The sequence below is a fragment of the Chitinophaga sp. W2I13 genome, assembly GCF_050434005.1.
In the GTDB taxonomy this organism is placed as follows: Bacteria; Bacteroidota; Bacteroidia; order Chitinophagales; family Chitinophagaceae; genus Chitinophaga.
In genome coordinates this window covers 26,973-52,498 of record NZ_JBNPWD010000001.1, presented here as the reverse complement: position 1 = coordinate 52,498, position 25,526 = coordinate 26,973, and the positions used below count along the sequence as shown (strand labels likewise).

21 protein-coding genes are annotated in these 25,526 nt (G+C 46.9%); 7 read left to right on the top strand and 14 right to left on the bottom strand.

Going from position 1 to position 25,526, the window contains the following annotated elements:
* Positions 1-74 precede the first annotated feature (74 nt).
* Together QFZ48_RS00195 and QFZ48_RS00190 are read left to right on the top strand one after the other, a co-directional pair.
* A complete protein-coding gene (locus QFZ48_RS00195) occupies positions 75-2,072 on the top strand; it encodes a transglutaminase domain-containing protein (protein ID WP_429060562.1) in 1,998 nt (665 codons plus the stop codon).
* Between the two features lie 3 nt (positions 2,073-2,075).
* Entirely contained in the window at positions 2,076-3,989 is a 1,914-nt protein-coding gene (locus tag QFZ48_RS00190) for a DUF3857 domain-containing protein (protein ID WP_429060560.1), read from the top strand.
* A 45-nt stretch (positions 3,990-4,034) separates the two neighbouring features.
* Here QFZ48_RS00190 and QFZ48_RS00185 read toward each other — a convergent pair whose 3' ends face one another.
* Both QFZ48_RS00185 and QFZ48_RS00180 read right to left on the bottom strand, forming a co-directional pair.
* On the bottom strand, positions 4,035-5,315 hold the full coding sequence (locus tag QFZ48_RS00185; protein WP_429060558.1) for a DUF937 domain-containing protein: 1,281 nt from the start codon (positions 5,313-5,315) through the stop codon (positions 4,035-4,037).
* A gap of 339 nt (positions 5,316-5,654) precedes the next feature.
* Positions 5,655-7,988 carry a right-handed parallel beta-helix repeat-containing protein gene (locus QFZ48_RS00180; protein ID WP_429060557.1) on the bottom strand — a complete coding sequence of 778 codons (2,334 nt, stop codon included), beginning with the start codon at positions 7,986-7,988 and terminating at the stop codon, positions 5,655-5,657.
* Positions 7,989-8,192: 204 nt separating this feature from the next.
* Here QFZ48_RS00180 and clpB point away from each other — a divergent pair, with 204 nt between their 5' ends.
* Entirely contained in the window at positions 8,193-10,793 is a 2,601-nt protein-coding gene (gene clpB / locus QFZ48_RS00175) for an ATP-dependent chaperone ClpB (protein ID WP_429046623.1), read from the top strand.
* 108 nt (positions 10,794-10,901) lie between these two features.
* Positions 10,902-11,273: a nucleoside deaminase gene (locus QFZ48_RS00170; RefSeq protein ID WP_429060555.1), complete on the top strand. Its 372-nt coding sequence runs from the start codon at positions 10,902-10,904 to the stop codon at positions 11,271-11,273.
* A gap of 144 nt (positions 11,274-11,417) precedes the next feature.
* Here the strand turns inward: QFZ48_RS00170 and QFZ48_RS00165 are convergent, their stop codons facing one another.
* The 4 genes from QFZ48_RS00165 to QFZ48_RS00150 form a co-directional block, all read right to left on the bottom strand.
* The gene (locus QFZ48_RS00165) at positions 11,418-11,771 is read right to left on the bottom strand and encodes an anti-sigma factor family protein (protein ID WP_370911312.1); all 354 of its coding nucleotides are present in this window, start codon (positions 11,769-11,771) and stop codon (positions 11,418-11,420) included.
* Positions 11,772-11,788: 17 nt separating this feature from the next.
* Positions 11,789-12,370 (bottom strand): RNA polymerase sigma factor, encoded by a 582-nt coding sequence (locus tag QFZ48_RS00160; protein WP_370911313.1) that lies wholly within the window; start codon positions 12,368-12,370, stop codon positions 11,789-11,791.
* A gap of 73 nt (positions 12,371-12,443) precedes the next feature.
* A complete protein-coding gene (locus QFZ48_RS00155; RefSeq protein ID WP_429046625.1) occupies positions 12,444-13,526 on the bottom strand; it encodes a tetratricopeptide repeat protein in 1,083 nt (360 codons plus the stop codon).
* Positions 13,516-14,091 carry a hypothetical protein gene (locus QFZ48_RS00150; RefSeq protein ID WP_429046627.1) on the bottom strand — a complete coding sequence of 192 codons (576 nt, stop codon included), beginning with the start codon at positions 14,089-14,091 and terminating at the stop codon, positions 13,516-13,518. The genes QFZ48_RS00155 and QFZ48_RS00150 overlap by 11 nt, the downstream gene beginning before the upstream one ends.
* A gap of 92 nt (positions 14,092-14,183) precedes the next feature.
* Here QFZ48_RS00150 and QFZ48_RS00145 point away from each other — a divergent pair, with 92 nt between their 5' ends.
* Positions 14,184-14,957: a C40 family peptidase gene (locus QFZ48_RS00145; RefSeq protein ID WP_429046628.1), complete on the top strand. Its 774-nt coding sequence runs from the start codon at positions 14,184-14,186 to the stop codon at positions 14,955-14,957.
* Positions 14,958-15,168: 211 nt separating this feature from the next.
* Here QFZ48_RS00145 and QFZ48_RS00140 read toward each other — a convergent pair whose 3' ends face one another.
* The 4 genes from QFZ48_RS00140 to purE form a co-directional block, all read right to left on the bottom strand.
* Positions 15,169-15,708, bottom strand: a complete 540-nt coding sequence (locus QFZ48_RS00140; protein ID WP_370911317.1) for an inorganic diphosphatase — start codon at positions 15,706-15,708, stop codon at positions 15,169-15,171.
* A 229-nt stretch (positions 15,709-15,937) separates the two neighbouring features.
* Entirely contained in the window at positions 15,938-16,420 is a 483-nt protein-coding gene (locus QFZ48_RS00135; RefSeq protein WP_429046630.1) for a hypothetical protein, read from the bottom strand.
* A 262-nt stretch (positions 16,421-16,682) separates the two neighbouring features.
* Positions 16,683-17,639 carry a PhoH family protein gene (locus QFZ48_RS00130; RefSeq protein ID WP_142685064.1) on the bottom strand — a complete coding sequence of 319 codons (957 nt, stop codon included), beginning with the start codon at positions 17,637-17,639 and terminating at the stop codon, positions 16,683-16,685.
* A gap of 99 nt (positions 17,640-17,738) precedes the next feature.
* Positions 17,739-18,278, bottom strand: a complete 540-nt coding sequence (gene purE / locus QFZ48_RS00125) for a 5-(carboxyamino)imidazole ribonucleotide mutase (protein WP_370911320.1) — start codon at positions 18,276-18,278, stop codon at positions 17,739-17,741.
* A gap of 174 nt (positions 18,279-18,452) precedes the next feature.
* Between purE and QFZ48_RS00120 the strand changes: the two genes are divergently transcribed.
* Both QFZ48_RS00120 and QFZ48_RS00115 read left to right on the top strand, forming a co-directional pair.
* On the top strand, positions 18,453-21,104 hold the full coding sequence (locus QFZ48_RS00120) for a PAS domain-containing sensor histidine kinase (protein ID WP_429046631.1): 2,652 nt from the start codon (positions 18,453-18,455) through the stop codon (positions 21,102-21,104).
* Between the two features lie 9 nt (positions 21,105-21,113).
* Complete coding sequence (locus tag QFZ48_RS00115; protein ID WP_370911322.1) at positions 21,114-21,503, top strand: response regulator; 390 nt, start codon at positions 21,114-21,116, stop codon at positions 21,501-21,503.
* Here QFZ48_RS00115 and rpe read toward each other — a convergent pair.
* From rpe to QFZ48_RS00095, 4 genes are read right to left on the bottom strand one after another with little or no spacing between them, the layout of a single operon-like run.
* The gene (gene rpe, locus QFZ48_RS00110; RefSeq protein WP_370911323.1) at positions 21,484-22,149 is read right to left on the bottom strand and encodes a ribulose-phosphate 3-epimerase; all 666 of its coding nucleotides are present in this window, start codon (positions 22,147-22,149) and stop codon (positions 21,484-21,486) included. The two genes, QFZ48_RS00115 and rpe, sit on opposite strands and share 20 nt — an antisense overlap.
* Positions 22,150-22,183: 34 nt before the next feature.
* On the bottom strand, positions 22,184-23,194 hold the full coding sequence (locus QFZ48_RS00105) for a tetratricopeptide repeat protein (RefSeq protein ID WP_429046633.1): 1,011 nt from the start codon (positions 23,192-23,194) through the stop codon (positions 22,184-22,186).
* Between the two features lie 24 nt (positions 23,195-23,218).
* Complete coding sequence (gene thrC / locus QFZ48_RS00100) at positions 23,219-24,514, bottom strand: threonine synthase (RefSeq protein ID WP_429060553.1); 1,296 nt, start codon at positions 24,512-24,514, stop codon at positions 23,219-23,221.
* Between the two features lie 21 nt (positions 24,515-24,535).
* Positions 24,536-25,462: a homoserine kinase gene (locus QFZ48_RS00095; RefSeq protein WP_370911326.1), complete on the bottom strand. Its 927-nt coding sequence runs from the start codon at positions 25,460-25,462 to the stop codon at positions 24,536-24,538.
* Positions 25,463-25,526: the final 64 nt, after the last annotated feature.

Genomic DNA, 25,526 nt, shown 5'->3' with positions numbered 1-25,526 from the left:
TTAGCATATTATTTATATCTTCGACCCGCATATATATCCCATATGCCTGTTAACTGATGCGCTATACCTTTGTTATGCTGGCTCCCATTGCCAGCTGTTTGTTCGCCCTGTCCACCTTTGCCCAGGACGGAAGTAAAATGAAATTTGGAAAAGTGTCCAAAGAAGAATTTGCTATTAATAGATCAGAGAAAGATACCGGCGCCCACGCCATTATCCTGTCTGAGATAGGCTCCTCCATTTTTGAGTCGGATGGAAACGACCTTCGCCTGGTGTACAAAGTACACCGGCGCATTAAGATCGTTGATAAAAATGGTTATGATGAGGCCACCGTTCACGTACCGATATATAAATCAGAAACGTCGGAAGAGAAATTACTGAACCTGAAAGCAGCTGCCTACAACCTCGAAAACGGGGAAGTGGTAGAAACCAGGATGGAAAGCAAAAACGTATTCAACGACAAGCAGGATAAATCCCTGCTGGTAAAGAAATTCACCCTGCCCGCTGTAAAGGAAGGGTCTATTATTGAATACACCTTTTCTATCGCCTCTCCCTTTTACCGGCATTTACGCGCCTGGGATTTCCAGGGAAAATATCCCTGCCTGTGGAGCGAATACAGCGTAGCCATCCCGGAATACTTCGACTATATGCTCATTCCACAGGGATATGAGCCCTATGTGGTAAAAACGAAAACCTATTCTCGTTCCACATTTACCTTCCGTAACGAGTCGCAGGGGTCTACCGGGCCTTCCAATCTGGTAACGGTAACGCCTTCTATCACCACCTATAAATGGGCGCTGAAAGATGTGCCGCCGATTTACGACGAGAGCTATATCACTACTACCGATAACTATGTTAACAGGGTGGAATTCCAGTTGTCTGCCTACAACTGGCCGGGAGAGCCGCGTAAGCCGGTGCAGAGTACCTGGGAAGAGCTGATGAAAGACCTGATGAAGGAAGAAGAATTGGGCAAAGTACTGACCACAAACAACGGTTTTCTTTCTGATAAAGTAGAAGAGCTGGTAAAAGACGCTAAAACCGATAAGGAGAAAGTACAGAAAATTTATACCTGGGTCCGCGATAATTTTACCTGCACAGATCACAGCGCCCTGTGGATGGGCAAGTCACTCAAAACCGTTTTTAATTCAAAGAACGGCAACGTATCCGACATCAACATGTTGCTGGTGGCAATGCTGAAGAAAGCAAACCTTTTTGCTACCCCGCTGCTGCTGAGTACCCGCAGCAATGGATATGTATACCAGTTCTATCCTTTATATACCCACTTTAACTACGTAATTGCCGGCGTGAACCTGGGAGAAGAATACCTGAAGCTGGATGCCTCAAAACCTTTGCTGGGCTTCGGAAAGCTCCCGGCAGAATGCTACAATGGCGCCGCCCGTTCATTGGATGACTTTGCCACCCCCGTGATCCTGGGAGCGGATTCCCTGAAGGAACAGCGGTTTACCAGTGTAATTTTGGGAAAGATAGAAAACGGCATGGTGTCGGGCACTTTTATGCAACGGCCCACCTACTTTGAGTCTTACAAAATACGGACGGCTGTAAAAGATGAAGACCCCGAAGAATTTTTTAAACGGATAGCAAAATCCTATACCGGTGAAATAGAACTGGAGAATAAGGCGGTAGAGGATCTGAAAGAACTGGAGTCACCTGTGATGGTAAAGTACGATTTTAAAATGCAGGTAGGCGACGGCGAAGTACTATACATCAACCCGCTGTTGTCGGAAGCCCATAAAAGCAATCCCTTTAAAGCGATGGAGCGTAAGTTCCCCGTAGAAATGAACAGCGTGTCTGATGAAGTATATTCCTTTAATATGGAAGTGCCCGAAGGATATATAGTGGATGAAATGCCGAAATCTGCTGCAGCGAATTATAATGGAGATGAAGGCCTGTTTCAATACCTTATCCAGCAAACAGAAAACCACATACAGCTGCGCTGCCGGGTAAAATTAAACAAAGCCAACTTTGGGCCGGAAGAATACCCGACCCTGCGCGATTTTTATGACCTGGTGGTAAAGAAAGAAGCAGAACAAATTGTGTTAAAAAAGAAAAAATAAAATATGCGCAAGCAATTGTCGATAGCCATCCTGTTTTTCCTGTTTACCGTGTCGCATACAGTGCTGGCAGGAGATCCGTTTTATCCGGTGAGCGCTATTCCTGATTCATTGAGGGCCAATGCGCACCTGGTAAAAAGGTTAGATGAGGCTACTTTGAAAATAAACGATCTCACAGATGCCCGTTTTGTTTCTCATTACGTGGTTACTGTACTGGATGAGACAGGAGCTGAACATATGAAAATGGGGATGTATTATGATAAGCTGTCAGAGATCCGCTCTATTAGTGGCGCGTTATATGATGCTGAAGGCAAGCAGTTGAAACGTTTGAAACAAAGCGATATCCGCGATATAAGTGCGGTAGGGGATGGCAGCCTGATGTCTGATACCCGTGCGAAGCTTCACCAGTTCTACTATAACGTATACCCCTATACGGTGGAATATACTATTGAGCTGCGCCTCAATACAATATACGGGATACCTGGTTTGCAGGCGCAGGCGAGTATTTACACGGCTGTTGAAAAAAGCAGGCTGACGGTTATTTACCCGGAGAACTATGAATTGCGTTACCGCAGTTATCTCTATGAAGGTAAACCGGTCATCACCACGGAGAAAGGCAACAAAACGATCACGTGGGAAGTCAACCAGTTGCCTGCCAGGAAATATGAAGTTTACCCGGTTGAATTGTACCAGCGGACTCCGTGCGTTTTCCTGGCTCCAACGGATTTTGAGTTGGGAAGCTATAAGGGCAAAATGACCACCTGGAAAGATTTCGGAAACTTTGCATACCAGCTCAATGCAGGCCGGGATGTGTTGCCCGGCAATATCAAAGCCAAAGTACATGAACTGGTTGATGGTATCAGCAGCCGCCAGGAAAAGATCAGGGTACTGTATAAATTTCTTCAGCAAAATAACCGTTATATCAGTATTCAGTTAGGCATAGGCGGATGGCAAACCTTTGATGCGGCATCTGTGGCTGCTAATGGCTATGGCGATTGCAAGGCCTTATCTAATTATATGATGGCGTTATTGAAAGAAGCTGGCATTAAATCAAATTGTGTACTGGTAAAAGCAGGAGACGATGAGCATACCCTGCGTGAAGATTTCCCGTCTTCCCAGTTTAATCACGAGATACTCTGTGTACCGGGTGAGAAAGATACCACCTGGCTGGAATGTACCAGTAACACGAACCCCGCCGGCTACCTCGGCTCCTTTACCGACAACCGGCCGGTACTCCTGGTAGATGCAACCGACAGCAAATTAATACGTACCCCCGCTTACGGAATGGATTGCAATGAACAGATCCGCCATGTGGATGCCGTTATTGATCCTACGGGTAACATCGATATTAAAGCAAGAACCGTCTACAGTGGGCTTCAGCAGGATGATTTACGTGACAAGCTGCATTCTCTGAGTAGGGAGAAGCAACTGGAAGAGCTACGTGAAGAACTGAGTCTTTCCAGTTATGATATCAATAATTATCACTGCACAGAGCTGGAAACACCTATTCCTTCCATTGAAGAGAAATTAGGCATCAAAGGAAACAACTATGCAACGGTAACGGGTAAACGAATGTTCCTTGTTCCCAATATTCTCACACGCGATGGGGTGAAGCTGGAACCTGACACCAGCCGCAAATCGGATATCCAGTTTGATTTTGCTTACCGGGATGTGGATAGCGTGACGATCACTTTACCAGCGGGATATAAACCGGAATCGCTCCCGGCGCCGGTATCTGTAACCGCTAAATTTGGCAGTTATAATGCGGCGGTTTCTATCAAAGGGAATACGCTGAACTATATACGAAAAGTGGAAAGAAAAGCGGGGATTTTCCCGGCGGCAGACTACCCCGAGCTGGTGAAGTTCTATGCTACTATGCTAAAATCAGACAGAAGCCGGCTGGTGCTGGTAAAAGAATAAAAAAAGGGGAAGGCCATTCAGCCTTCCCTTTTTGCTTATAGGATTTTATTTTTCGCGAACACTTACAGAAATGTGCCGGTCTCTTTTCTTTTCTTCTTCAGAAGCATCTGCAGCCGCCTTTGCAAACTGTGAACCATAGCCTTCTGCACCAAGTAACTGTGCCGGATTGGTGTTACTTTTCTTTAATGCCGCAACTACAGATTCCGCACGTTCTTTAGACAGCCGCAGGTTACTGGTGCTGTCGCCCGTGCGGTCAGTATAACCACCAATCTTTATTTTGGCTTTAGGGAACGCTTTCATAATAGCGGCAATATTACCTACCTGTTTCATACTTTCTTCTGTTAGTTCAGCCTTGCCGGTTTTGAAGTTAAGGTTATCGAAGTCAAACCATACATCTTTGCCGGCCGGACGGCTGTTGTCCTTCAGGAACACCACCAGCTGATCTTCTATACCCCCTTTATAGGCATCCAATACAACGCCATCGGGAAGGGTAACCTTAATGCTTTCACGGGTAACCACCGGGCCGCCTTCTGTAACAGCCATGGTAGCCGAATCTGCAATCTGGCTGGTAGTAACGCTGTCCGTAACAGGAACGCCGTCGTGTTTATTGGCACCGCAACCGCGCATCAGGTACCACAACAGGATGATGGCAATGAGAATGAGCAGCAGTGACCATATCCAGCGGCTGCTGCCGGGTTTTGCATCCGGTTTGATATTTACAGCGCCGCCGGTGGTAGTAGCGGTGTCCATATGCAGCAGGCTGCCGAGCTTTTTACCGAGGTCGCCGATATTCGCCAAACCAAGTACGCCGGCAATGTTCAGTCCTCCGGGTATAGCGCCCAGTATTTTATCTTTTTGTGAGTCCAGCAGGGAAAGAAAGGAATTGGGAGATAAATTGTTTTGGGCGGCGTATTGACCTACTGTACCAAGCGTAGCAGGGGTAGCGGATTGCAGCAGGGTACTGGCAGACGATTCCTTGATACCGGCATAGGAAGATAACATACCGATAATGGAATTCACCTTATCGCCGAACAGGCTGCGTAACAAATCGGCGCCTTTGCTGAGCAGGCCCCCAGCACCACCCTGCAGCGCACCCGTAATGGCGGAAGGGTTGGCATCACCCGCTGCCCCCTTCACGAGGTCGAGCAAACCGCCGGCGTTTCCGGAGGACCCCGCCTTATTGAGAAGGCCGGTTAAAACAATCGGTATGATACCGCTGATGGCTTTCTGAATGCCGCCTTCACTTTCTCCGAGTTGTGAGGAGGCCTGACTAACGACATTGCTGTTGAAAATACTTTTAGCGCTTTCCAGTAAATCGAAAGACATAATTGTAGGGTTTAGTGATGAAGAATGTGGTGACCAGTTTTTTAGGCTGAATCATCCGGCCGTAAGCAGGAATGTACAGTTTGTGTTTCAAGGACTTTTATAACAACGGAGGCCGCCGTGTTGTTTGATTACCTCAATAATAAACATCCGGATATAAGTTCTAACATCTAAATGATTGTCCGCAAGATGTTGATTTATAACAAGATGTATATTTTCCGGTAATTCCGGCGAGGCATAATTAAACAAAGCTGCAGAAGAGGTAAAAACCAGGAGCTGGCTAAAGGACGGGAATAAAAGAAAGGTTGTTCCTTTGAGCGCTCAAAGGAACAACCCCCTATATCAATTGACAGTAACCCGCTGTTGATTTCTGAATACTACCAGCGGTACTTTTTTATCTGTATAGAAAGTGCTTGCTTTTAGCAGGTCATCCACGTTATTCACGCTTCGTTCTCCAAGCTGTAAAATCACATCGCCTGTTTTTACGGCATATTTAAAACTTCCGGGTACGGCCACCAGGAACACGCCTTTATTATCAGGTAAGCCAGCAGCCGAGCGTTCGCCCAGTGTTTCTATGTTCTTCACCTGCGCGCCCAGCCAGTTGCTGATGGTGGATGAAGCATCAGTGGCTGCTTTTAGGACCGGCAGCGGTGCTTTTTTAGCCAGCACTTTTAAGTTAGCCGATACCACGCCAAATTGGTTCATTGGGAAATTTTTGAACCCGGCTTTCAACGCCGGTGATCCTGGTTTTACCCGGTAGTCGCCCGTTGAAGGGGACACAAACAAGGGGTCACCTGTCTGTGAATGTTTATCCGTAGGAGTATTGATGGCCGCTGCATCCGGGAATACGTTAAAGTCGATGATATCTCCCCAATACCTGATGCCAATCGGTTTATAACTGCTGCCTACAATATTATAGCGGAAAATATCGTGGCTGTTTTCAAACCACACATGCGGATGAAAAGAGTTGTTGAGAATCACATTATTTTCTACAGTACGGAAAAATCCTTCCCTTAGTTTAAGCCCGCCGTTTAAGCAAACATTATTATAAATGTGATAATTGGAAGAGCCATCGTCCAGGTCAATATCCCAGCCATGATCACAACGGAAGCGGTTGTTGCGGAGTATATTTGTTTTCACAGCATCCTGTTTCACCAGCCATGGATGCAATGCAGCCATGCTGTCCATCACCTGCCGGTCGGGATACCACCAGCGGTCGCGGCCCCAGGAGTTGAACGCCCCGTGGTCGCCGGTTTCCAGCACAGTATTGAATACATCATTGTATTCGATGAGGTGCCCGCCCCAGGTACCTTCACTAACGTTAATGCCCGCACGCGGCACATCGTATATGGTATTATGTGAAACAGTGATGTCCATTGCCATAGAGATCTGCACGCCGGCGCTTTGTTTTTCTATGCGGCCGGTACGGTAAATAAGATTATCGTATGCCAGGCAGGAATCGGGATAGTTGAGGCTTTGCGGACCTGCTGCTGTATCCATGCCGGCAAATACGGGGGATTGCTGGTATTCAAATAAGGGCGCTCTTACGGCATCGGGGTTGCCCGTAAAACAGATACCGCTGCCACCGGCATCATGGATGTTACAATGACTGATATCAGCATGGCGGTTGTAATTGCTGACAAATACAGCATTGCCCCCGTTATAGTCAAATTCACAACCGTTGATAACGCAGTTTTCCGTACCGTCCAACAACACCGCTCCACCTCTGTAAATGGCCCAGTCGCTCCGCAGTAGCGGTTCCCGTGTATCCATAAACGTGGCATTGGTATGCGCAAAACGTATATTCTTAAACGTGATATCTTTAACCGGATGCGCTGCATCTCCTTTCAGAACGACGATTTCAGAGAACCTGGAAACCACTACGCCAGCCGTTTTCAGGTTAATGTCCGCTGCCGGTTTATAGTAAAGCGTTTTAGTGGCTTTATCATAGAACCACTCTTTTTCCGCGTCCAGTTCTTCAAAAATATTTTCTACAAAGCGATGCTGTTCATGCATACCCATCTGGCGATTGTTCTGGTAGCCACCTTCCAGTTGGAGCGTGCCATCTGTGTTCACACCGGTGATGCGGTAGTGATAACCACCCCATTCTGAGCGGTGAAGGGCGTGTACGTAGCCGCCTTCGGGATGTTGCCAGGTTTTTATCCTGGCAGGACTCAACGCATCTGCAGCGGTACCGTTATAATGTTTTGCGCTGCTGTCGTAGTTGGGATAACGTGCCCGGATCTGTTGTTTATTGTTAATATAAAGGTGGCTGAACTCAAAAGGAATGTCCACGGAGGCTTTATATATGCCATTCTTCCAGGGTGTCCATTGCAACTGCAATGGCTTTCCTCCACTGAAAGTTACCGTGCCTGGTTTTCCGGCCGGCCGGAACGTAATGTTACCATTATAATAGCCCGCGGTTATCAGCAGGGTGCTGTCCAGGAAATAGGTACCGGGCTGGAATTGTATTTCAATACTTCTTCCGGGTTGCTGTTGCTGGTAAGTATGCGCCAACCCCATGGCGGTCTTTAAACTCATAGGCGGTTTGCCATCCTTTGCAGAGGGATGGGCAGATACCAGCAGTGGTATGGCCGGCTTCTTTTGCGCCAGCAGCACAGGGGAGAACAGGAATAACGGTACTGCACATACGATACAGGCAAATATATTTTTCATAACATCTGAGGTAAACCATAAATATACCCGGAATAAACGGGCGGTTATAATGAAAAATTAGCAGTTACTAGGCTAATTTTCTGCTAAAAATGCAGTAATCCTTTCCCTTATATGTCATAATTTCCGGAGTTGCAACATTGGATCATGGTTTGTTGTTACCAGAAGACGTTTGATAACATCAAAAAAGAAGAAAAAACAACAGATATGAACTTGAATAATTTCACTATAAAATCGCAGGAAATACTGCAACAGGCCCAGCAACTGGCCTTTAATAATCAGAATCAGTCGATTGAAACCGGGCACCTGCTCAAAGCTTTGTTAAATGATGAAGATAGCCCGATTGAATACTTATTGAAAAAGAATGATGTAAACACCTCATTTGTAAACAATAAGCTAAATGAGCAGATCAATAAATACCCCCGCATGGTAGGAGGTGAAGGCGGCCAGTCGCTCAGTCGCGACGCCAATAACGTGATCCTCCGTGCAGGAGCGGCCATCAAAGAATTTAAAGATGAATTTGTAAGCGTGGAGCACCTGCTCCTGGGCATCCTCGGCGGTAACGATGATACGGCCAAATTACTGAAAGATGCCGGTCTTACTGAAAAAGGTCTCAAAGCCGCTATCCGGGAACTCCGTAAAGGAGATACCGTTAATTCCCAAAGCGGTGGAACCCAGTATAACACGCTTCAGAAATACGCCAAGAACCTGAATGAAATGGCCCGGGAAGGAAAGCTCGACCCGGTGATCGGCCGTGATGAGGAGATCCGCAGAACCCTGCATATCCTCTCCCGCAGGTCTAAAAACAACCCCATCCTGGTAGGTGAACCAGGTGTCGGTAAAACCGCTATCGTAGAAGGATTGGGCCACCGGATCATTAATGGCGACGTACCCGAAAACCTGAAATCAAAGATCATCTATGCCCTCGACATGGGCGCTTTGATGGCAGGCGCTAAATACCGTGGTGAGTTTGAAGAAAGATTGAAAGGCGTGGTAAAGGAAGTAGCCGAAAGTAACGGGGAAATCATCCTCTTTATAGATGAAATCCACACACTGATAGGCGCAGGCGCTATGGAAGGCGCAATGGATGCGGCCAACATCCTGAAACCGGCCCTGGCAAGAGGAGAACTCCGGGCCATTGGTGCTACCACCCTGAACGAATACCAGAAATATTTTGAGAAAGATAAAGCCCTGGAACGCCGCTTCCAGAAGGTGTTGGTAGATGAACCTTCCGTGGAAGATGCCATCTCCATTTTGCGTGGACTGAAAGAGAAATACGAAAGTCACCACCACGTACTCATCAAAGACGAAGCAATTATTGCTGCGGTAGAATTATCGCAGCGCTATATAACAGACCGCTTTTTACCGGACAAGGCTATTGACCTGATCGATGAAAGCGCGGCTAAACTGAGGCTGGAAATGAATTCCATGCCGGAAGAACTGGATGAACTGGAAAGAAGGATCCGTCAGCTGGAAATTGAAAGAGAAGCGATTAAGAGAGAAAACGACGAAGATAAATTACGTGAGCTGGGTGAAGAAATAGCACGGCTTGGAGAAGAAAGGAATACATTCAAAGCAAAATGGCAGGCAGAGAAGGAAGTGGTTGACCAGATCCAGAGTGCCAAATCAGCGATTGAAAACCTGCGGCTGGAAGCAGAACAGGCAGAGCGTAACGGCGATTTCGGCCGGGTGGCAGAAATCCGCTATGGTAAAATAAAGGAACAGGAAAAACTGGTAACAGATCTTACAGAAGAACTAAATAAAATATCTGCTAATCATAAACGTCTTCTTAAAGAAGAAGTAGACGCGGAAGATATCGCGGAAAACGTGGCAAAGGCAACGGGTATCCCGGTATCAAAAATGATGCAGAGTGAAAAGGATAAATTACTGCACCTGGAAGAAGAACTGCATCAGCGTGTAGTAGGACAGGACGAAGCTATCATCGCGGTGTCTGATGCTATCCGCCGCAGCCGCGCAGGATTGCAGGATCCGCGCAGACCTATCGGTTCATTCATCTTCCTTGGTACTACCGGTGTTGGTAAAACAGAACTGGCCAAAGCATTGGCGGAGTACCTGTTTGACGATGAAAACATGATGACCCGGATAGACATGAGTGAATACCAGGAAAAACACTCCGTAAGCCGCCTGGTAGGAGCGCCTCCGGGATATGTGGGATATGATGAAGGTGGCCAGCTGACAGAAGCGGTACGCCGCAAACCATACTCTGTGATACTGCTCGATGAAATTGAGAAAGCACACCCGGATACCTTTAACATTCTGTTACAGGTATTGGACGATGGCCGGTTAACGGATAACAAGGGCCGTGTGGTGAATTTCAAGAATACGATCATCATCATGACCAGTAACATGGGTAGCCATATTATCCAGGAAAATTTTGAGAACATTAACGATACCAACCGGGAAGAGATAGTAGATAAAACGAAAGATGAAGTGATGACATTGCTGAAACAAACCATCCGTCCGGAGTTCCTGAACAGGGTAGATGAGGTGATTATGTTCCAGCCGTTGCTGAGAAGTGAAATTAAGGGAATAATTAACATTCAGTTACAGCAACTGAAGGATATGGTAGCAAAGAATGGCATGATATTGGACTTTTCAGACTATGCGCTTGAGTATCTTTCTGTACAGGGTTACGACCCGCAGTTTGGAGCAAGACCGCTGAAACGCCTCATCCAGAAGGAAATCATTAACCTGTTAAGTAAGAAGATACTGGCAGGCGATATTGATAAATCCAAACCAGTGTTAATTGATGTGTTTGATGGCGTAGTAGTAATCAGAAACAAGTAATTCTAAATACGACGATACATAGTTAACGATAAGCCCCGCGATTCTTCGCGGGGCTTTTTTATGTGTGGCCAGCTTTCGTTAAATTTGAGTGAATCAAAAAGTAACTGTATGCCGGGAGAAAGAGAAAGAAGATTTATGCAGCATGCCATTGCCTTGTCGCGTAAGGGAATGGATAATGGTGACGGCGGTCCTTTTGGTGCAATAGTGGTGCAGGGAGATGAGATTGTAGGAGAGGGCTGGAACCAGGTGCTGGCAAACACAGACCCTACTGCCCATGCAGAAGTGGTAGCGATCCGCGAAGCATGTAAGAAGCTGGGCACTTTCCAATTGCACGACTGTGAAATATATACTTCCTGTGAACCCTGCCCGATGTGCCTGGGTGCTATTTACTGGGCGAGGCCACAACGTGTTTACTACGCGAATACAAAGGAAGATGCGGCTGCCATTGATTTTGATGATTCATTTATTTACCGGAAATAGAGAAGGATCATGCGGATAAAAAAATTCCGCTGATTGCTTTACCTGATCAGGAGGCGCTGAATGTTTTCCGGAGATGGAAAGAAAAGGGGGATAAAAAGTTGTATTAGCAGCTAAATGTAGCGGAGGAAAAAATACTTCCCCCCGCTAATGTTTTACAGAGAAATGGTATGCCCAGAACAATGCAAGCAGTAAAAAAAGGATGCAGAGAATAATAACGGCCAGGGATATATAGTTTTCTGATTTTCTCCTGGTCCTGTAGCGTTTGTGTATTTTTTTAAGAAGACTCCATCTCATCTGGATAATCCATCCGGGAATCTTCTCCTTATCTTTTATAGCCGCCAGCCCTTCCAATGCATCGCTGCAAAGCTCACAGTCAGACAGGTGCATTTCTACTTCATGTTGTTCTTCCGCAGACAGCTTACCCTGAACATAGTCAAGCAGCTGCTGTTGCGTAGGACAGCTTGTAGTTACAAAGATATCGTTGAAATGCTCGTTCATATCACTATTGATGCAAATTAACTTTTGTTTGCGCGTTGTTGTTTTTCCAATAAAAGTTTCAGGTTCCTCTTTCCATTCTGAATATAGCTTTTAACCTGAAGGAGGCTATACCCGGTTTGATCAGCAATTTCCTGGTAGGATTTCTTTTGCAGGTAAAACAATTCAACACAGATTTTTTGTTCATGGTTTAGCTGGCTCATAGCCTGCCCCATATTTTCCAGCAAGATATCCTTTTCCTGGTACACCTGCTTATCTTCGGGATCAGCGGCAATACCACCCATATGTTTGTCGGAGATTTCTTCCTTGTATTTCATATGTTTCTGCCGCAGTTGCATCAGGCAGTAGTTTTTGGTCACCTGGTAAATCCAGGCCCGGAAATACTGGATTTCATGCCTGTTGATGTCGGATAACATCTTGAGAAAGATTTGCTGCACGGCGTCGCGTGCATCTTCTTCGTTCTTCAGGTATTTCATGCACATACCCAGCAAAAGCAGGGCATAGCGGTCAAACAGCACACCTATCCAATCACTGTTATTATCAGCTTTGAACCGTTGCAATAGCTCCTGGTCTGTTAGTTGTTGTATATCTGGATTATTCACAGGCTAATAAATGGAATGCTGCATCTAAGATGCAGCATTTGCAAAAATCCATAATTATTTGATATTTTATTTTTTACATACCATCCAATGCCTGTTGGGCAGCGGCTTTCATGGAACCATCCATCCTGATCACTTCTTTAAACATGCGGCGGGCCTTGCCGGCCTGTCCTTTGCTGCGGTAGCAGATAGCGAGTTGGTAGCGGGCCATTTCCACGTATTTGCCTGAGCTCACGGACTCTATTCTTTTGTACCTGTTGATGGCTTCATTAAGGTTTCCCTGTTGCTGGTATACCATGGCTGCTTTGTACAGGTATTCATCGCTGTTAACAGCTGTGGAGGGTGTTTCTTTTTTTGGAGGGTCCGGTGGTGGCGCCAGTTCTTTCTGTTTTTCTTTGGGCGCCGCAGGTTTTTGTTCTGATCGTTGTTCCGGTTTCTTTTCTTCTGCTTTGGCGGGTACTTTATCGGCGGTTTCCTTTTTAAGGGAGTCTGCCTGTTTTTGCAATAGTGTATGTTTTTTGATGCTGTCTGCCGCGGCTTTCTTTTGCAGCGCTTTTAAAGCGGCTGCTTTTTTCAGCGCGGCGGAGTCAACCAGGGCTGCCGCTGGTTTTGCTGATGTTTGAATGGCAGGCGTAGCAGCAGGGGCCGGCGTAGTTGTTCCGGGATTATTTTCTGCAGCTGTTACCAGTGGAACGCCGGTAGCCACCTCTTCACGCACAGAGTCTTTCTGCGGCAGTGACGACGCCATGATACGCACCGGTGGCTGATTACGCATATGTCCGCGTAACACATACACGCTGCCCACACCAAGGCCGATGAAGGCAATGATCCAGAAATAGGCCAGCATGTGTTCCTTATTCTTTTCCTTACGGGTGTATTGCGCTACTTTTTGTACGTGCGAAACAGGCTGTATGCTGTTTTGTACATAGCGTTGCAGCTTATTGGTGAGGTCCTGGTATCTTTCGGTATTCTCTTCCTGCTCCAGTGCGGTTAATGCATCATAGCAGAGATCGCAGTCGGTGAGGTGTTGTTCTACCAGGTGCCGTTCCACATCGGTCAGCCTGCCTTCCATATAACGGGGCAGCTGGTCCCTGCTGAGGCACCGGATGGCAGAAAAGATCTTCAGTACTTTCTCATTATTCGGTTTGTTACTTAGCATATCCCTGATTCATAAATAACTTGGCAAGTTTCGCTTTGGCGGCTTTGAGTTGCGATCTTAACTTCTCTCTTGGAAGTCCGGTAGCAGCTGTAAGGTCGGCAAAGGATTTATTTTCAAGATAGAATTGCGTGATCAGTGCATTGTCATCTGCACTCAGCCGTTGAAGCGCCTGTTCCAGCCGCACAATGAGGTCCTGTCGGTCGATGATATGGGTAGCGGCTTTGTCTACCGTATTTTCGATATGCAGCAGGTCTCTTCCGTCGCGGGATGGATAGAAGGGGGTGTTCTTTTCAGGCTTCCCGAGGTATCCTTTTTGTATATGCAGGATCCATTCGTTGGCTTTATAGATGGTTTGTGTTTTAAGACTGGCATTTAATCTTTGCAGAAGGGCCGGGAAAACAATGTTGGGGTCGAGATTCGGTTGGCTACTCAAATGAGGAATGGTAACAGCCACCAGTAAATGACTGTACCTGTCTATCAATACGCTTTCCGCCTCCCGGTCAAGCTGTTTCCTGGCGCGGGATATTAACTCCTTGTCCGATAAATTGGTTAACTGTTGTTGCATAAACTTATTACTTTATATTTACGTACAAAAGCGGAAAAAGTTCATTTAGCGCATAAGATTATTGAATAGTAAAAGGGATTTATACAATTAATATGCCATACGCCATTGTCATTGTGCCAGTTGCGCCATTAAGGAGTGCTACCTCACATAAAAGCGAAATGATTTCCCAGCTCTTATGGGGAGCAGGGGTGGAAATCACCGAAACGGCTCCCGACGGCTGGGTGAAAGTTATAAACCAGTACGACGGTTATGCCGGCTGGGCCACAGCGGCCCACCTGGAAACGATAGATGAATCGCTGTACCTGGCTCCGGCGAAATACTATTTCCCGGCCTGGGTAAACCGGGTTACCATGAATAACCGTCCCATGCTGGTACCTTTTGGCTGCCTTGTAAAGAGCGATAGCGATATTTCCACGCAGTGGGGAACTATTGCTGTAAAATTTGAGGATAAACCGCTTCCGCTTACCCATCATAGCCCTGTAGATATTACTGCCTTAAAAAGCGCCGCAGAGCAGTTTTTGAACACCGGTTACCTTTGGGGAGGTTCCAGCGTTTTTGGTGTGGACTGCTCCGGTTTTACGCAGCAGGTGTTTAAGCTGTCCGGTATTCCGCTTTTGCGGGATGCTTACCAGCAGGCCACCCAGGGGGAAATTGTTGGCTTTTTACAGGAAGCGCGCCTGGGGGATCTCGCCTTTTTTGACAACGAAGAGGGGAGGATTACGCATGTTGGTATTTTGCTGAACGATCATGAAATTATCCATTCCTCCGGAAAGGTACGGATTGATCCGATAGATAACGAAGGAATTATAAACGCAGATACGGGGTTGCGTACGCATCACCTGCGGATCATAAAGAGATACTTTTAAGAGCGCGGATTTTGTCTTTCCCACTGATTACGCTGATTATATTGATTAGCTTGATTTTATTCTTTTGGATTTTATAAAGGATTAAGGGAGATAGAAGCGGATATATTCGCTCTTATCTCCCTTAATTATTATTCAAATCAAAAAAAATCAAAAAAAGTAAAATCAAGCTAATCAGTATAATCAGCGTAATCAGTGGGAAAGACAAAATCCGCTAGCTCTGTCTGAAGATCTTCTTATAATCTTCAAAGCTTTGGAGAATGATCTGTTTTGCTTTCTCTTTATTCTGGAATTCTTCCACCACAACGGTTTTCTTTTCCAGCTTTTTATATTCTTCGAAGAAATGGCGCATTTCGTCGATGAAGTGAGGCGGCAGTTCGGTAATATCGTTGATGTAGTTTACACTCATATCGTTGGCTGCTACTGCGATGATTTTGTCATCTGCTTCGCCGCCGTCTATCATTTGCATTACACCGATTATTTTCGCATCGATGATACACATGGGAACACATTCGATCTGGGAGATAACGAGGATATCCAGCGGATCATGGTCATCGCAGTAAGACTGTGGAATAAAACCGTAGTTGGCAGGATAGTATACAGAAGAATATAAAACCCGGTCCAGTTTCAGCAAACCGCTTTCTTTATCCAGTTCATATTTAGCTCGGCATCCCTTTGGAATCTCTATAATTGCATTTACAACATTAGGCACTTCAGAGCCGGGACTCACACTGTGCCAGGGATTTGTCATCATAATAATCTACTTTACTTTAAGGTTTATTGTTCAATATTGGATTAATGTTGAAAAGTGAATAAAGTATTCACCTCACTTTTCATGGAGATATGGTCAGGTTTCCGGTAAGTAAAACAGGAATAAGCCACACATCTGATCATTAATGCGTGGCAAAATTAAGGGAACTAGCCGTTAATAGCTAAAAATTATCCTTTCCTTTTATGTAAAATATAAAAGAGAGGGTAGTTATTTAGTTTCCCGGCGCCGTTAAACCGTTGACAGGTGCGCTGTCTGCCGGTAACGCGGTAGAGTCGAAGGCTGCATTACCACCGGTTTGCGGTGTGTAATTGGGAATGATGCTGTCGAACGTCAGGGATATTTTCCATTGGCCGTTTTCTTTCACCATCTGCAAAACTTCTTTCTGATGAGCGGAGGAATTCAGTATTGTAACAGCCGCTTTATCGCCGTTTTCTTCGATATTAACTACCTCGATGCGGGCGTTTTTAATTTTTTCTCTTTCAGCGCCACTGCGGCGGCCGTCAAAGATGGCATAGATCTGTAATACCTGTTGGGATTCTTTTGTGGCATAATCCCTGGCCTGGTCGTAGTTCGAATCCTGAATCGCATGCATAAACGCCAGCGCCACCTCTTCAGGGGAAGCCCTTTTCTTACAACTGCCTAACAGCAAGGTTGTAATCAATGCCAGTGTCATGATTCGAAAAAAATTGGTCATGCGGTCGATAAATTATAATATATCACAACAAAAATAGGGGTAAACTTCAATACTGCAAAGTCATCGGCTATAGCTCAGCACATTCACAGGCTTCCGGACTGAATGTCTCCCTTGGATAAAAACAGGTGAACTTACGGCAATCGCCGTTAATAAAGAGTTAAATATTTAGATAATTGTTATTTTGATAGCTGATTGCTTGTCTGGTGGCGGTTGTGCCGTCCAAACAAATAACCAGCTATCAGATAACAGGATATCAACTGTCTTATTTTTCCTTATTGGCTTCGTAAGCCTTGATGATGGCTTTAACAAGCCGGTGTCTTACCACATCTTCCTCATCAAGTTCCACATGACCGATACCATCGATGTTACGAAGGATGCGGGTAGCCCTTTCCAGACCGGATTGCTGATTTTTGGGTAAATCTATCTGTGTAAGGTCACCTGTGATGATGGCCTGTGCAGATGCACCGATACGGGTTAGAAACATCTTGATCTGCAGGTCGGTGGCATTTTGCGCTTCATCCAGGATAATAAAGGAGTTATCCAGGGTACGTCCACGCATATACGCCAATGGTGCAATTTCAATCACGCGGTTGGTCATGTAGTAACTCAGCTTTTCCGCAGGGATCATATCATCCAGCGCATCGTACAATGGCCGCAGATACGGATCGATCTTTTCTTTCAGATCTCCCGGCAGGAAACCGAGGCTTTCTCCTGCTTCTACCGCAGGACGGGTGAGAATGATCTTTTTAACCGCTTTGTTTTTGAGAGCACGAACCGCCAAAGCAACGGCAGTATAGGTTTTACCGGTACCGGCAGGACCTATCGCAAAAATGATGTCGTTCTTTTCCGCCAGCGCTACCATCTTTTTCTGGTTGGCTGTACGGGCCCTTACGGTTCTGCCGTTGGGCCCAAATACCAGTACTTCGTTGGGATTGCGCTCACTGAAATTGTCGATTTTAGTGCCTTCCTCATCTCCAAGAATCTGTTCAAAATAGTTCTCTGTCAGGTTACCGTTCCGCTCCAGGTATTTAACGATCTGACCGATTTTTTCCTCCGCTGTAGCCACTTCTTCCGGTGCCCCACTCAATTTTAACTGGGTGCCCCTGGACAGGATCTTAAGCAATGGGAATTTCTTTTTCAGCAGATCAAGCTTTCCGTTGTTAACGCCGAAAAACTCAATGGGATTAATACTGTCTAAATTGATAATGGATTCAGTCAATGATTCTAAGGTTTAATTGTCCAGGAAATGATCGGTATTTTTCAATCCGAATATATTTAAATCTAGTATAACCTGGAGAACGCAATTGTTAAGCTATCACTAAATTCTGTACCCGTTCTGTTTGAAGCCTTCTACTTTAGCGGCGATATCTTTATTTCCCAAAGCCAGGATACGTGCAGCCAGTATAGCCGCATTACGCGCACCCGCTTTTCCAACCGCCAATGTACCTACCGGTAATCCCGCAGGCATCTGTACAATTGAATACAAGGCATCGATTCCGCCCGGTAAACCACCATCTAAAGGAACTCCAAGAACAGGCAGCGAAGTGTAAGCTGATACAACTCCCGGTAAGGCTGCTGCCATGCCCGCTGCGGCAATAATTACGCCAAAACCCTTTTCCTGAGCGGTTATACACAATTCTCTTACTTTATCAGGATTGCGGTGAGCAGAAGCCACTATCATCTCATTTTCAATTCCAAAATACTGTAAATGCTTCTGTGATTCTTCCATTACAGGCTTGTCACTCTCGGAACCCATGATAATCAAAACTTTCATCTGATAATATTTTAAAAATAATAATGTAATAAGATACCCCAAAGATATTGATCGTTTAACAATTTCGGAAAACTCAAAATCCACAACAGGTGGATAAATGATTGAACCAATCCACTCTTTCCCTTGTTAATTCTGCGTTTATAGGGAATTGACCAATATCTAACAATTTATTACTTTTACCTGTCCAATAGTGTTTTTTATTATATAATGCCTACTTTAGGCGTTTCCTGACACAACGATTTTAGATTCTGCTATCATATGAATGTAGTTATGCTGCAACAGCATTACAGCCACTTACAGCATCTTGAAACCGCTATTAATGCCTTTGCACTCTCTGTCACCATAGATGCGGCAGGTACGGTGACTGCGGTTAATACGCAGGTGATAGCGGCATTGCAGCCATCAGAAGGCCCCCTTACCGGCCGCCCTTTTACCGCCCTCTTCCGGCCTGATAACCCGGAACACTGGCAGGATCTCTGGATTACCCTGATGAAAGGGGAACCGGTACAGGAACAGCTCTGCTTTCTTATCAATTCCGAAAATAAACCACTGTGGCTGGAAGCCGGCATTACCCCGTTTTTCAGTGAAGCCGGCGCCCTTACGCATTGTATGCTCATCGGCATCGATATCACAGAGCGGAAACTCACCGAAATAAAACGCGCCCGTAATGAAGTGTACTATGGCCAGGTGCTGGAAAATCTTCCGCTCGGACTGCAACAGTTCTCGCCCGATGGTGATAGTATGGACATGAACACCCGCCAGCGGCAGATCTGGGGCAAACACCACGCCTTCTTTACCCAACCGGATTATAAATGGCTGAAAGACCCTTTCTACCGGCTTAATGGTCTCGCCGTTATGTTCGAGGAAGCCCGCAAAACAGGGAAAACGATCAAACGGGAAATCCTCCTCAGCTACCGCGAGAAACACCACGAAAACATCACCAGGCTTTATCCCGTATATTTCGAAGCGACCATATTCCCCCTCACAGACCAGCAAAGGAATATGGATAATATCTTCCTGATACTGGATGATATCACCGAGAAAAAATTATCGGAACTCAGCCTCCAGAAAAGCGAACGACTCCTCGACAATATCATCGAAAACCTGCCCATCGGTTATATCCAGTTTGATAATTTTGGCTTTATCCGCCGGATCAATCAAACACAACGCTTCTTCTTTAATTCGCCGCATCCCATGAGCCGCCAGCCTTTCAACGTGATGAACGATGAACTGGCCACCATGTTTGAACTGGACAAACTGTTTGTACAGGCGCTGGAACAGAATAAATCACTCCGCGTGGAAAAGCGGATCGACTTCTCCCAGGACAAGCGATGGACGACCGTAGGCCGGGAAGTATACCTCGACCTGACCGTGTTCCCGGTGATTGAACCGGTGGACAAGGAAATGATTGTGGTAGCGCTGGTAAATGATATCACCGACAAAAAACTGCAGGAGCTGGAGATTAAGAAGAACCAGGAATTCCTGCAGCAAACAGGTACCATCGGTAAGATAGGCGGATGGGAACTGGATGTAGACAGCGGCCAGGTGCGGTGGACGGACCAGTCGTATCACATCCACGACTGCCCCGTAGATACCCCCGTCGATCTTGAAAAAGCACTGGGCTATTACACACCAGAGGCCCGTGAAAGCCTCGAAGCGCTGATGCAGCAATGTATGGAAACAGGCAGGCCGTTCGATGCCCAGCTCACCATCATTTCTTCCAAACAACAGGTAAAAAGGGTTCGGTCTATTGGACAACCCGGTTATGTAAACGGCCGGCTGGTACGCATGTACGGGGTAGTGCAGGATATCACCGAACAACTGGAAATCAGGGACGCACTCACCCGGAACACAGAGCTGATGCGTCTTTTCTTTGATACCATCGATATGGGATATGCCGCTATGGAGAAATCAGGGAACCTCAACTTCCTGAACCGGAAGGCCGAGAAAATGATTGGTCACCCTGTGGCCATGGGCAGCAATATCTTCAAGGAATTTCCGCGCTTAAGCGGCACCGTGTTTTATGCACGGCTGCAGGAATGCATCCAGCAGCAGGCATCACAGTCGTTCGGCATCTACTTCCCGGGGGCAGACAAATGGTACGATTTCCTGCTTACCCCGATGCAGGACGGCGGGATCTCCGTGTTTATGCGCGATATCACGGACAGCCGGAAATTGCAGAAAGAGCTCCGGAAGGCCAACGAGCAGTTATCTAACCTGAACAAAAACCTGCTGAACCAGAACAAGCAGCTGGAAGATTTTGCCCACATCACTTCCCATAACCTCCGGGCGCCTATTGCCAACCTGAAGGCGCTGATGCAGATGCACAATGAAGCTGCCGCCCAGCAGGAAAAGGATCTTTACCTGGGCATGGTACACGAGGTGATAAAGAAGATTGATGAAACACTGAACGACCTGGTGGAGGTAGTGCAGATCCGGAAAGATGTGAATGTGGAAAAAGAAAAACTGTCGTTTGCCGAAAGATTACAGAAGGTAAAAGATATTTTGCTGGTAGATATAGAAACCAGCAATATCCAGATCACCTATGATTTTGAGGAGGAGCCGGTGATTGAATATCCCCGGGTGTACCTCGACAGTATCCTGCTGAATTTTATTACCAACGCTATCCGCTACCGTTCTTCAGAACGTACGCCTGCACTGCATCTGCGGAGCTGGAAAGAAAATGATAACATCATTCTGAGTGTGGAAGACAACGGTGTGGGGATAGATATGGAGCGGTTTGGCAACAAGCTTTTTGGCTTCCGCAAAACCTTTCATAAAAATAAAGATGCGAAGGGAATAGGCTTATTTATCACGAAAACGCAGGTAGAAGCGATGGGTGGTAATATAAGAGCAGAAAGTCATCCCGGAGAGGGAACCAAATTTATTATTACTTTTAGATCAGAATAAACCCCCTTTATGAGTTTAATCAATACGATTTTTATTGTAGATGATGACCCGATTCACCAGCAGATTGCCAAAATCATGATCGAACGTCAGGCTATCAGCAGTAATATCCGTGTATTTTCCGACGCACAGGATGTATTGGACCTTCTCCGGGAAAATGCAGGAGAAGCACAGGCCTTGCCGGATCTTATATTGCTGGATCTCAATATGCCTGTGATGGATGGCTGGGAGTTCCTGGAAGAATATGCCGTTTTCCAGGCGGAGTTGCCGAAGCAAATCAGGATCTTTGTACTGACTTCCTCCATTGATGAAAAGGACAGGGAGCGTGTGAATGCTTACAATTTTGTAACAGGATATCTCACCAAGCCACTATCAAAGGAAATTATTTCACACTTGTCTTGAGCGTGTGAATGGTTTTTTCAGGATCGGCAGAGGAGAAGATGGCACTGCCTGCCACTAATACATTTGCGCCCGCCTGGATGAGTTGTCCGGCGTTATCTGTGCCTATGCCGCCATCTACTTCAATGAGCGCATGTGCGTGATTGTCTGTGATCAGTTGTCTCAGTTGCCTTATTTTCTGGTAGGTTTGTTCGATGAATGTTTGTCCGCCGAAGCCCGGATTCACGCTCATGATCAGCACTACGTCAATATCCCGGATCACATTTTCGAGCAACCCTACCGGTGTGTGCGGATTCAGTGCCACGCCGGCTTTCATGCCCAGTCCTTTGATCTGCTGGATGTTCCGGTGCAGGTGGATACAGGCTTCGAAGTGTACGGTAAGTATGTCGGCGCCGGCTTTTTTGAAGTCGGCTGCGTATTTCTCCGGTTCTTCGATCATCAGGTGCACATCACAGGGTTTCTGCGCTTTCTTTTTGATCTGTGCAATCACGGGCAAGCCATAGCTGATATTAGGTACAAACCGTCCATCCATTACATCGAGATGGAACCAGTCGGCTTCGCTGCGGTTCACCATATCCACTTCTTTTCCCAGCTCCAGGAAATTTGCTGCCAGTAAAGATGGCGCCACTAAAACAGGATGTTTTTCCAAGTGCTCTATTTTTGAATGATGTAAATTTAAGTAATTACGGGTTCAATCTTCTCAGGGCTTCCTTTGCTTCGCTGAAATCTTTTTTAAAGGAAGTAGCTTTGGTATAGTCTTCTATAGCCAGTGCTTTGTTGCCTAGTTGTTCCTGTGCCATAGCCCTGTAGTAATAGGCCCATGCGTCTGTTGGCGCTGATTTGGCGGCCAGGTTGTAATAGGTGTACGCCGTTTTCCAGTCCTTTTTATTGCTGTAAATTTTCCCCAGTGCCAGGTAGGCTTGTTCAAAGCCGGGATCTGTTACAATGCATTTCCGGTACGCGCCGAGCGCGGCGGGCAGGTCGCCCAGTTCTTCCTGGAATTGAGCGGCTTCAAATAAAGGATACGCGTTGGTAGTATCCAGTTGCCATGCCTGCTGGTAATAGTTGAGGGCGGCAGTGGCTTTGCGGCTGCGGAGCAGGTCGCCCAGTTCCATGACCGCCTCAAATTCAGGCTGTTTCCCGGCGGCATGAATGGCGGAGGTAAGGTGACGGATAGCCGAGGTGGTATCCTGTTTATCTTCTGCCATGCGGGCTTTCAGGTAGAATGCCTTATCGCGGGCATCTGTCGTTTGTGCGAGCACGTTAGCGATGCTGTCTGCCTGGGCATATTGTTTATTTTCTATCAGTGCAGTGGCCAGGCGGTATTCCAGGTACGTATAGCCGGGAGCGGTAGCCAGCGCTTTCTGAAAATTTGCGGCTGCCTTTTTATAATCATTTACGATCAGGGCGGCTTCGCCTGCCCCTGCCCAGTAGTCGGTATTTTCCGGCATCAGGGAGGCGGCCTTTTCAAAATCGGCCTGCGCCAGTGCAGGGTTGGTATTAAACAACAGCAGTGCGCGGTGATAGTACAGATCGGGATGGTCGGGAAACTGTGAAATAGAATCTGTTACCGGCCGGATGATATCGCTGTACAACACGGAGTCCGGGCGGCTGGCAGTATTTTGCTGCCGGGTGCCGGCATTATTACATGCCTGCGCACCCATTAATAACAGGAGGATAGGTAAATACTTCATACTGGCGCCAAAACTACAGAATCATTATTGCATTAACCAGTTTTTGAAAGCAGGATAATCGGCGGCCAGCAGGGTAGCCTGTTTTTCTTTACCATATAAAGACATCACTTTCGCCGGAGTATATATTTCCTCCCGGATAGATTTAGGGGCTGTGTCTTCAAATTTCACCGGGTGGGCTGTTTCCAGGAAAACGCCTGTCAGCTCCGGGGAATGTTCCAGGTAACGTTGCAGTCCCATGAAGCCTACGGCGCCGTGAGGGTCCAGCATATAATGGTTTTCTTTCCATACCTGTTCCATGGTGCGGGCGGTATCTTTATCATTAAAGCTGTAGGCGGTGAGTTTTTCAGCAAGGGAAGGGAGGCTGTTGCCGAATAGTTCCAGGATACGTACAAAGTTGCTGGGATCTGCCACATCCATAGCGTTAGACATGGTAGGCGATGCTTTGCCTGGTTCATATTTACCACTGTCCATAAAGCGGGGCACGGTGTCATTGATATTCGTGGCGGCTACAAAATGTGATACCGGCAATCCCATGGCAGCGGCCATCATGCCTGCGCAGATATTGCCGAAATTGCCGCTGGGTACGGAGAACACGAGCCTGGGATGTGCTGCCTTCATTTGTTTGTATGCCAGGAAATAATAGAACATCTGGGGCAGCCAGCGGGCTACATTGATGGAGTTGGCGCTGGTAAGCGGCCGGCGTGCCTGCAGTTCCTGGTCCAGGAAAGCAGTTTTTACCAGCTGCTGGCAGTCATCGAAGGTGCCTTCTATTTCCAGTGCATGAATATTATTGCCGAGTGTGGTGAGTTGTTTTTCCTGCAATACACTCACCTTTTTGGAAGGGTAGAGGATCACCACTTCCACGCCGGGCACATTATAAAAACCACTGGCTACGGCGCCGCCGGTATCGCCGGAAGTGGCTACCAGTACGGTTACAGGAGTGGTGCTGTTGCGGCGGAAATAGCCGAGGCCGCCGGCCATAAAGCGGGCGCCCACATCTTTAAATGCAAGGGTAGGGCCGTGGAACAGTTCCAGGGCGTAGGTATGACCGGTCACTTTCTGCACCGGGAAAGGAAAATGTAGTGTATCGGTTACTATCTTTTTTAAAGCCTCTTCGGGTATTTCATTGCCAACAAACGGGCGGATAACTTGTAGTCCGATCTCGTGGTCCGTATAATTATGCAGGTTATTGATGAAGTCTTTATCCAGTGCTGGTATCTGTTCCGGAAAATAGAGTCCCCTGTCTGGCGCCAATCCCTGTACTACTGCTGTTTCGAAATTTACCTGGTGCTGCTTGTTCTGTAAGCTGAAATACTGCATGAATAAAACGTTGTTAATTAGTTAGTCAATCACTTTTACACCGGCGGTGTTAATCTGGGAAACGTAGATTTTATAATCCACGCCAAGTGGTGCGTAAACGCTATCCATCGTAGCCGCTACTTTGCGGGCATTTTCTTCTCCTTTGCTTAGCATGAATACAGAGGGGCCGGAGCCGGAGATACCGCCGCCGAGGGCGCCGGCTTCCTTACATTTCAGTTTCAGCTCGTGGAAGGCCGGGATGAGGATGGAACGGATCGGTTCCACGATCACATCTTCCAGCGAGCGGCTGATCAGTTCATAATCGTTTTGGTAAAGTCCCGCCACCAATGCGCCCACGTTGCCCCATTGCCGGATGGCATCTGTCATGAGCACTTTTTGTTTCAGTATTTCGCGGGCGTCAGACGTTTTTACTTCTATCTGAGGATGTATAACGGTCACCCACAGATGCTCCGGTGTATGGAGGGTGGTAATATCCAATGGACGGTAACTTCTTACCAGGGTGAAGCCGCCGAGGATGGCCGGGGCTACGTTATCTGCATGCGCTGATCCGCAGGCCAGCCGTTCTCCTTCCATGGCAAACCTTACCAGTTGTTTTTTGGTGAAGGGTTCCCCGAGTAAATGATTAACGCCTACTACCGCGCCGGCGCTGCTGGCGGCGCTGGAGCCGATGCCGCTGCCGGGGTGGATCTTTTTAAAGATCTCTATTTCAATGCCGATATCCGGCTGGTCGTATTTCTGTAATAATGCCTGAACGGCTACGCCGGCCACATTACGGGATGTTTCCAGGGGCAGGTCTGCGCCATGGATGGCAGTAATGCGGATGCCTGGTTCACTGCTCCTGCGAAGGATCATTTCATCTCCCGGCGCGTCCAGCGCCAGGCCGATCACGTCAAACCCACAAGCTACATTGGCCACTGTTCCCGGCGCAAATACTTTTATACTGTCCATATCACCTTTAAGTTAGTTTAATTTAATAATTGATTGTCAGGATTGCAACTCATTTCATGGAAAG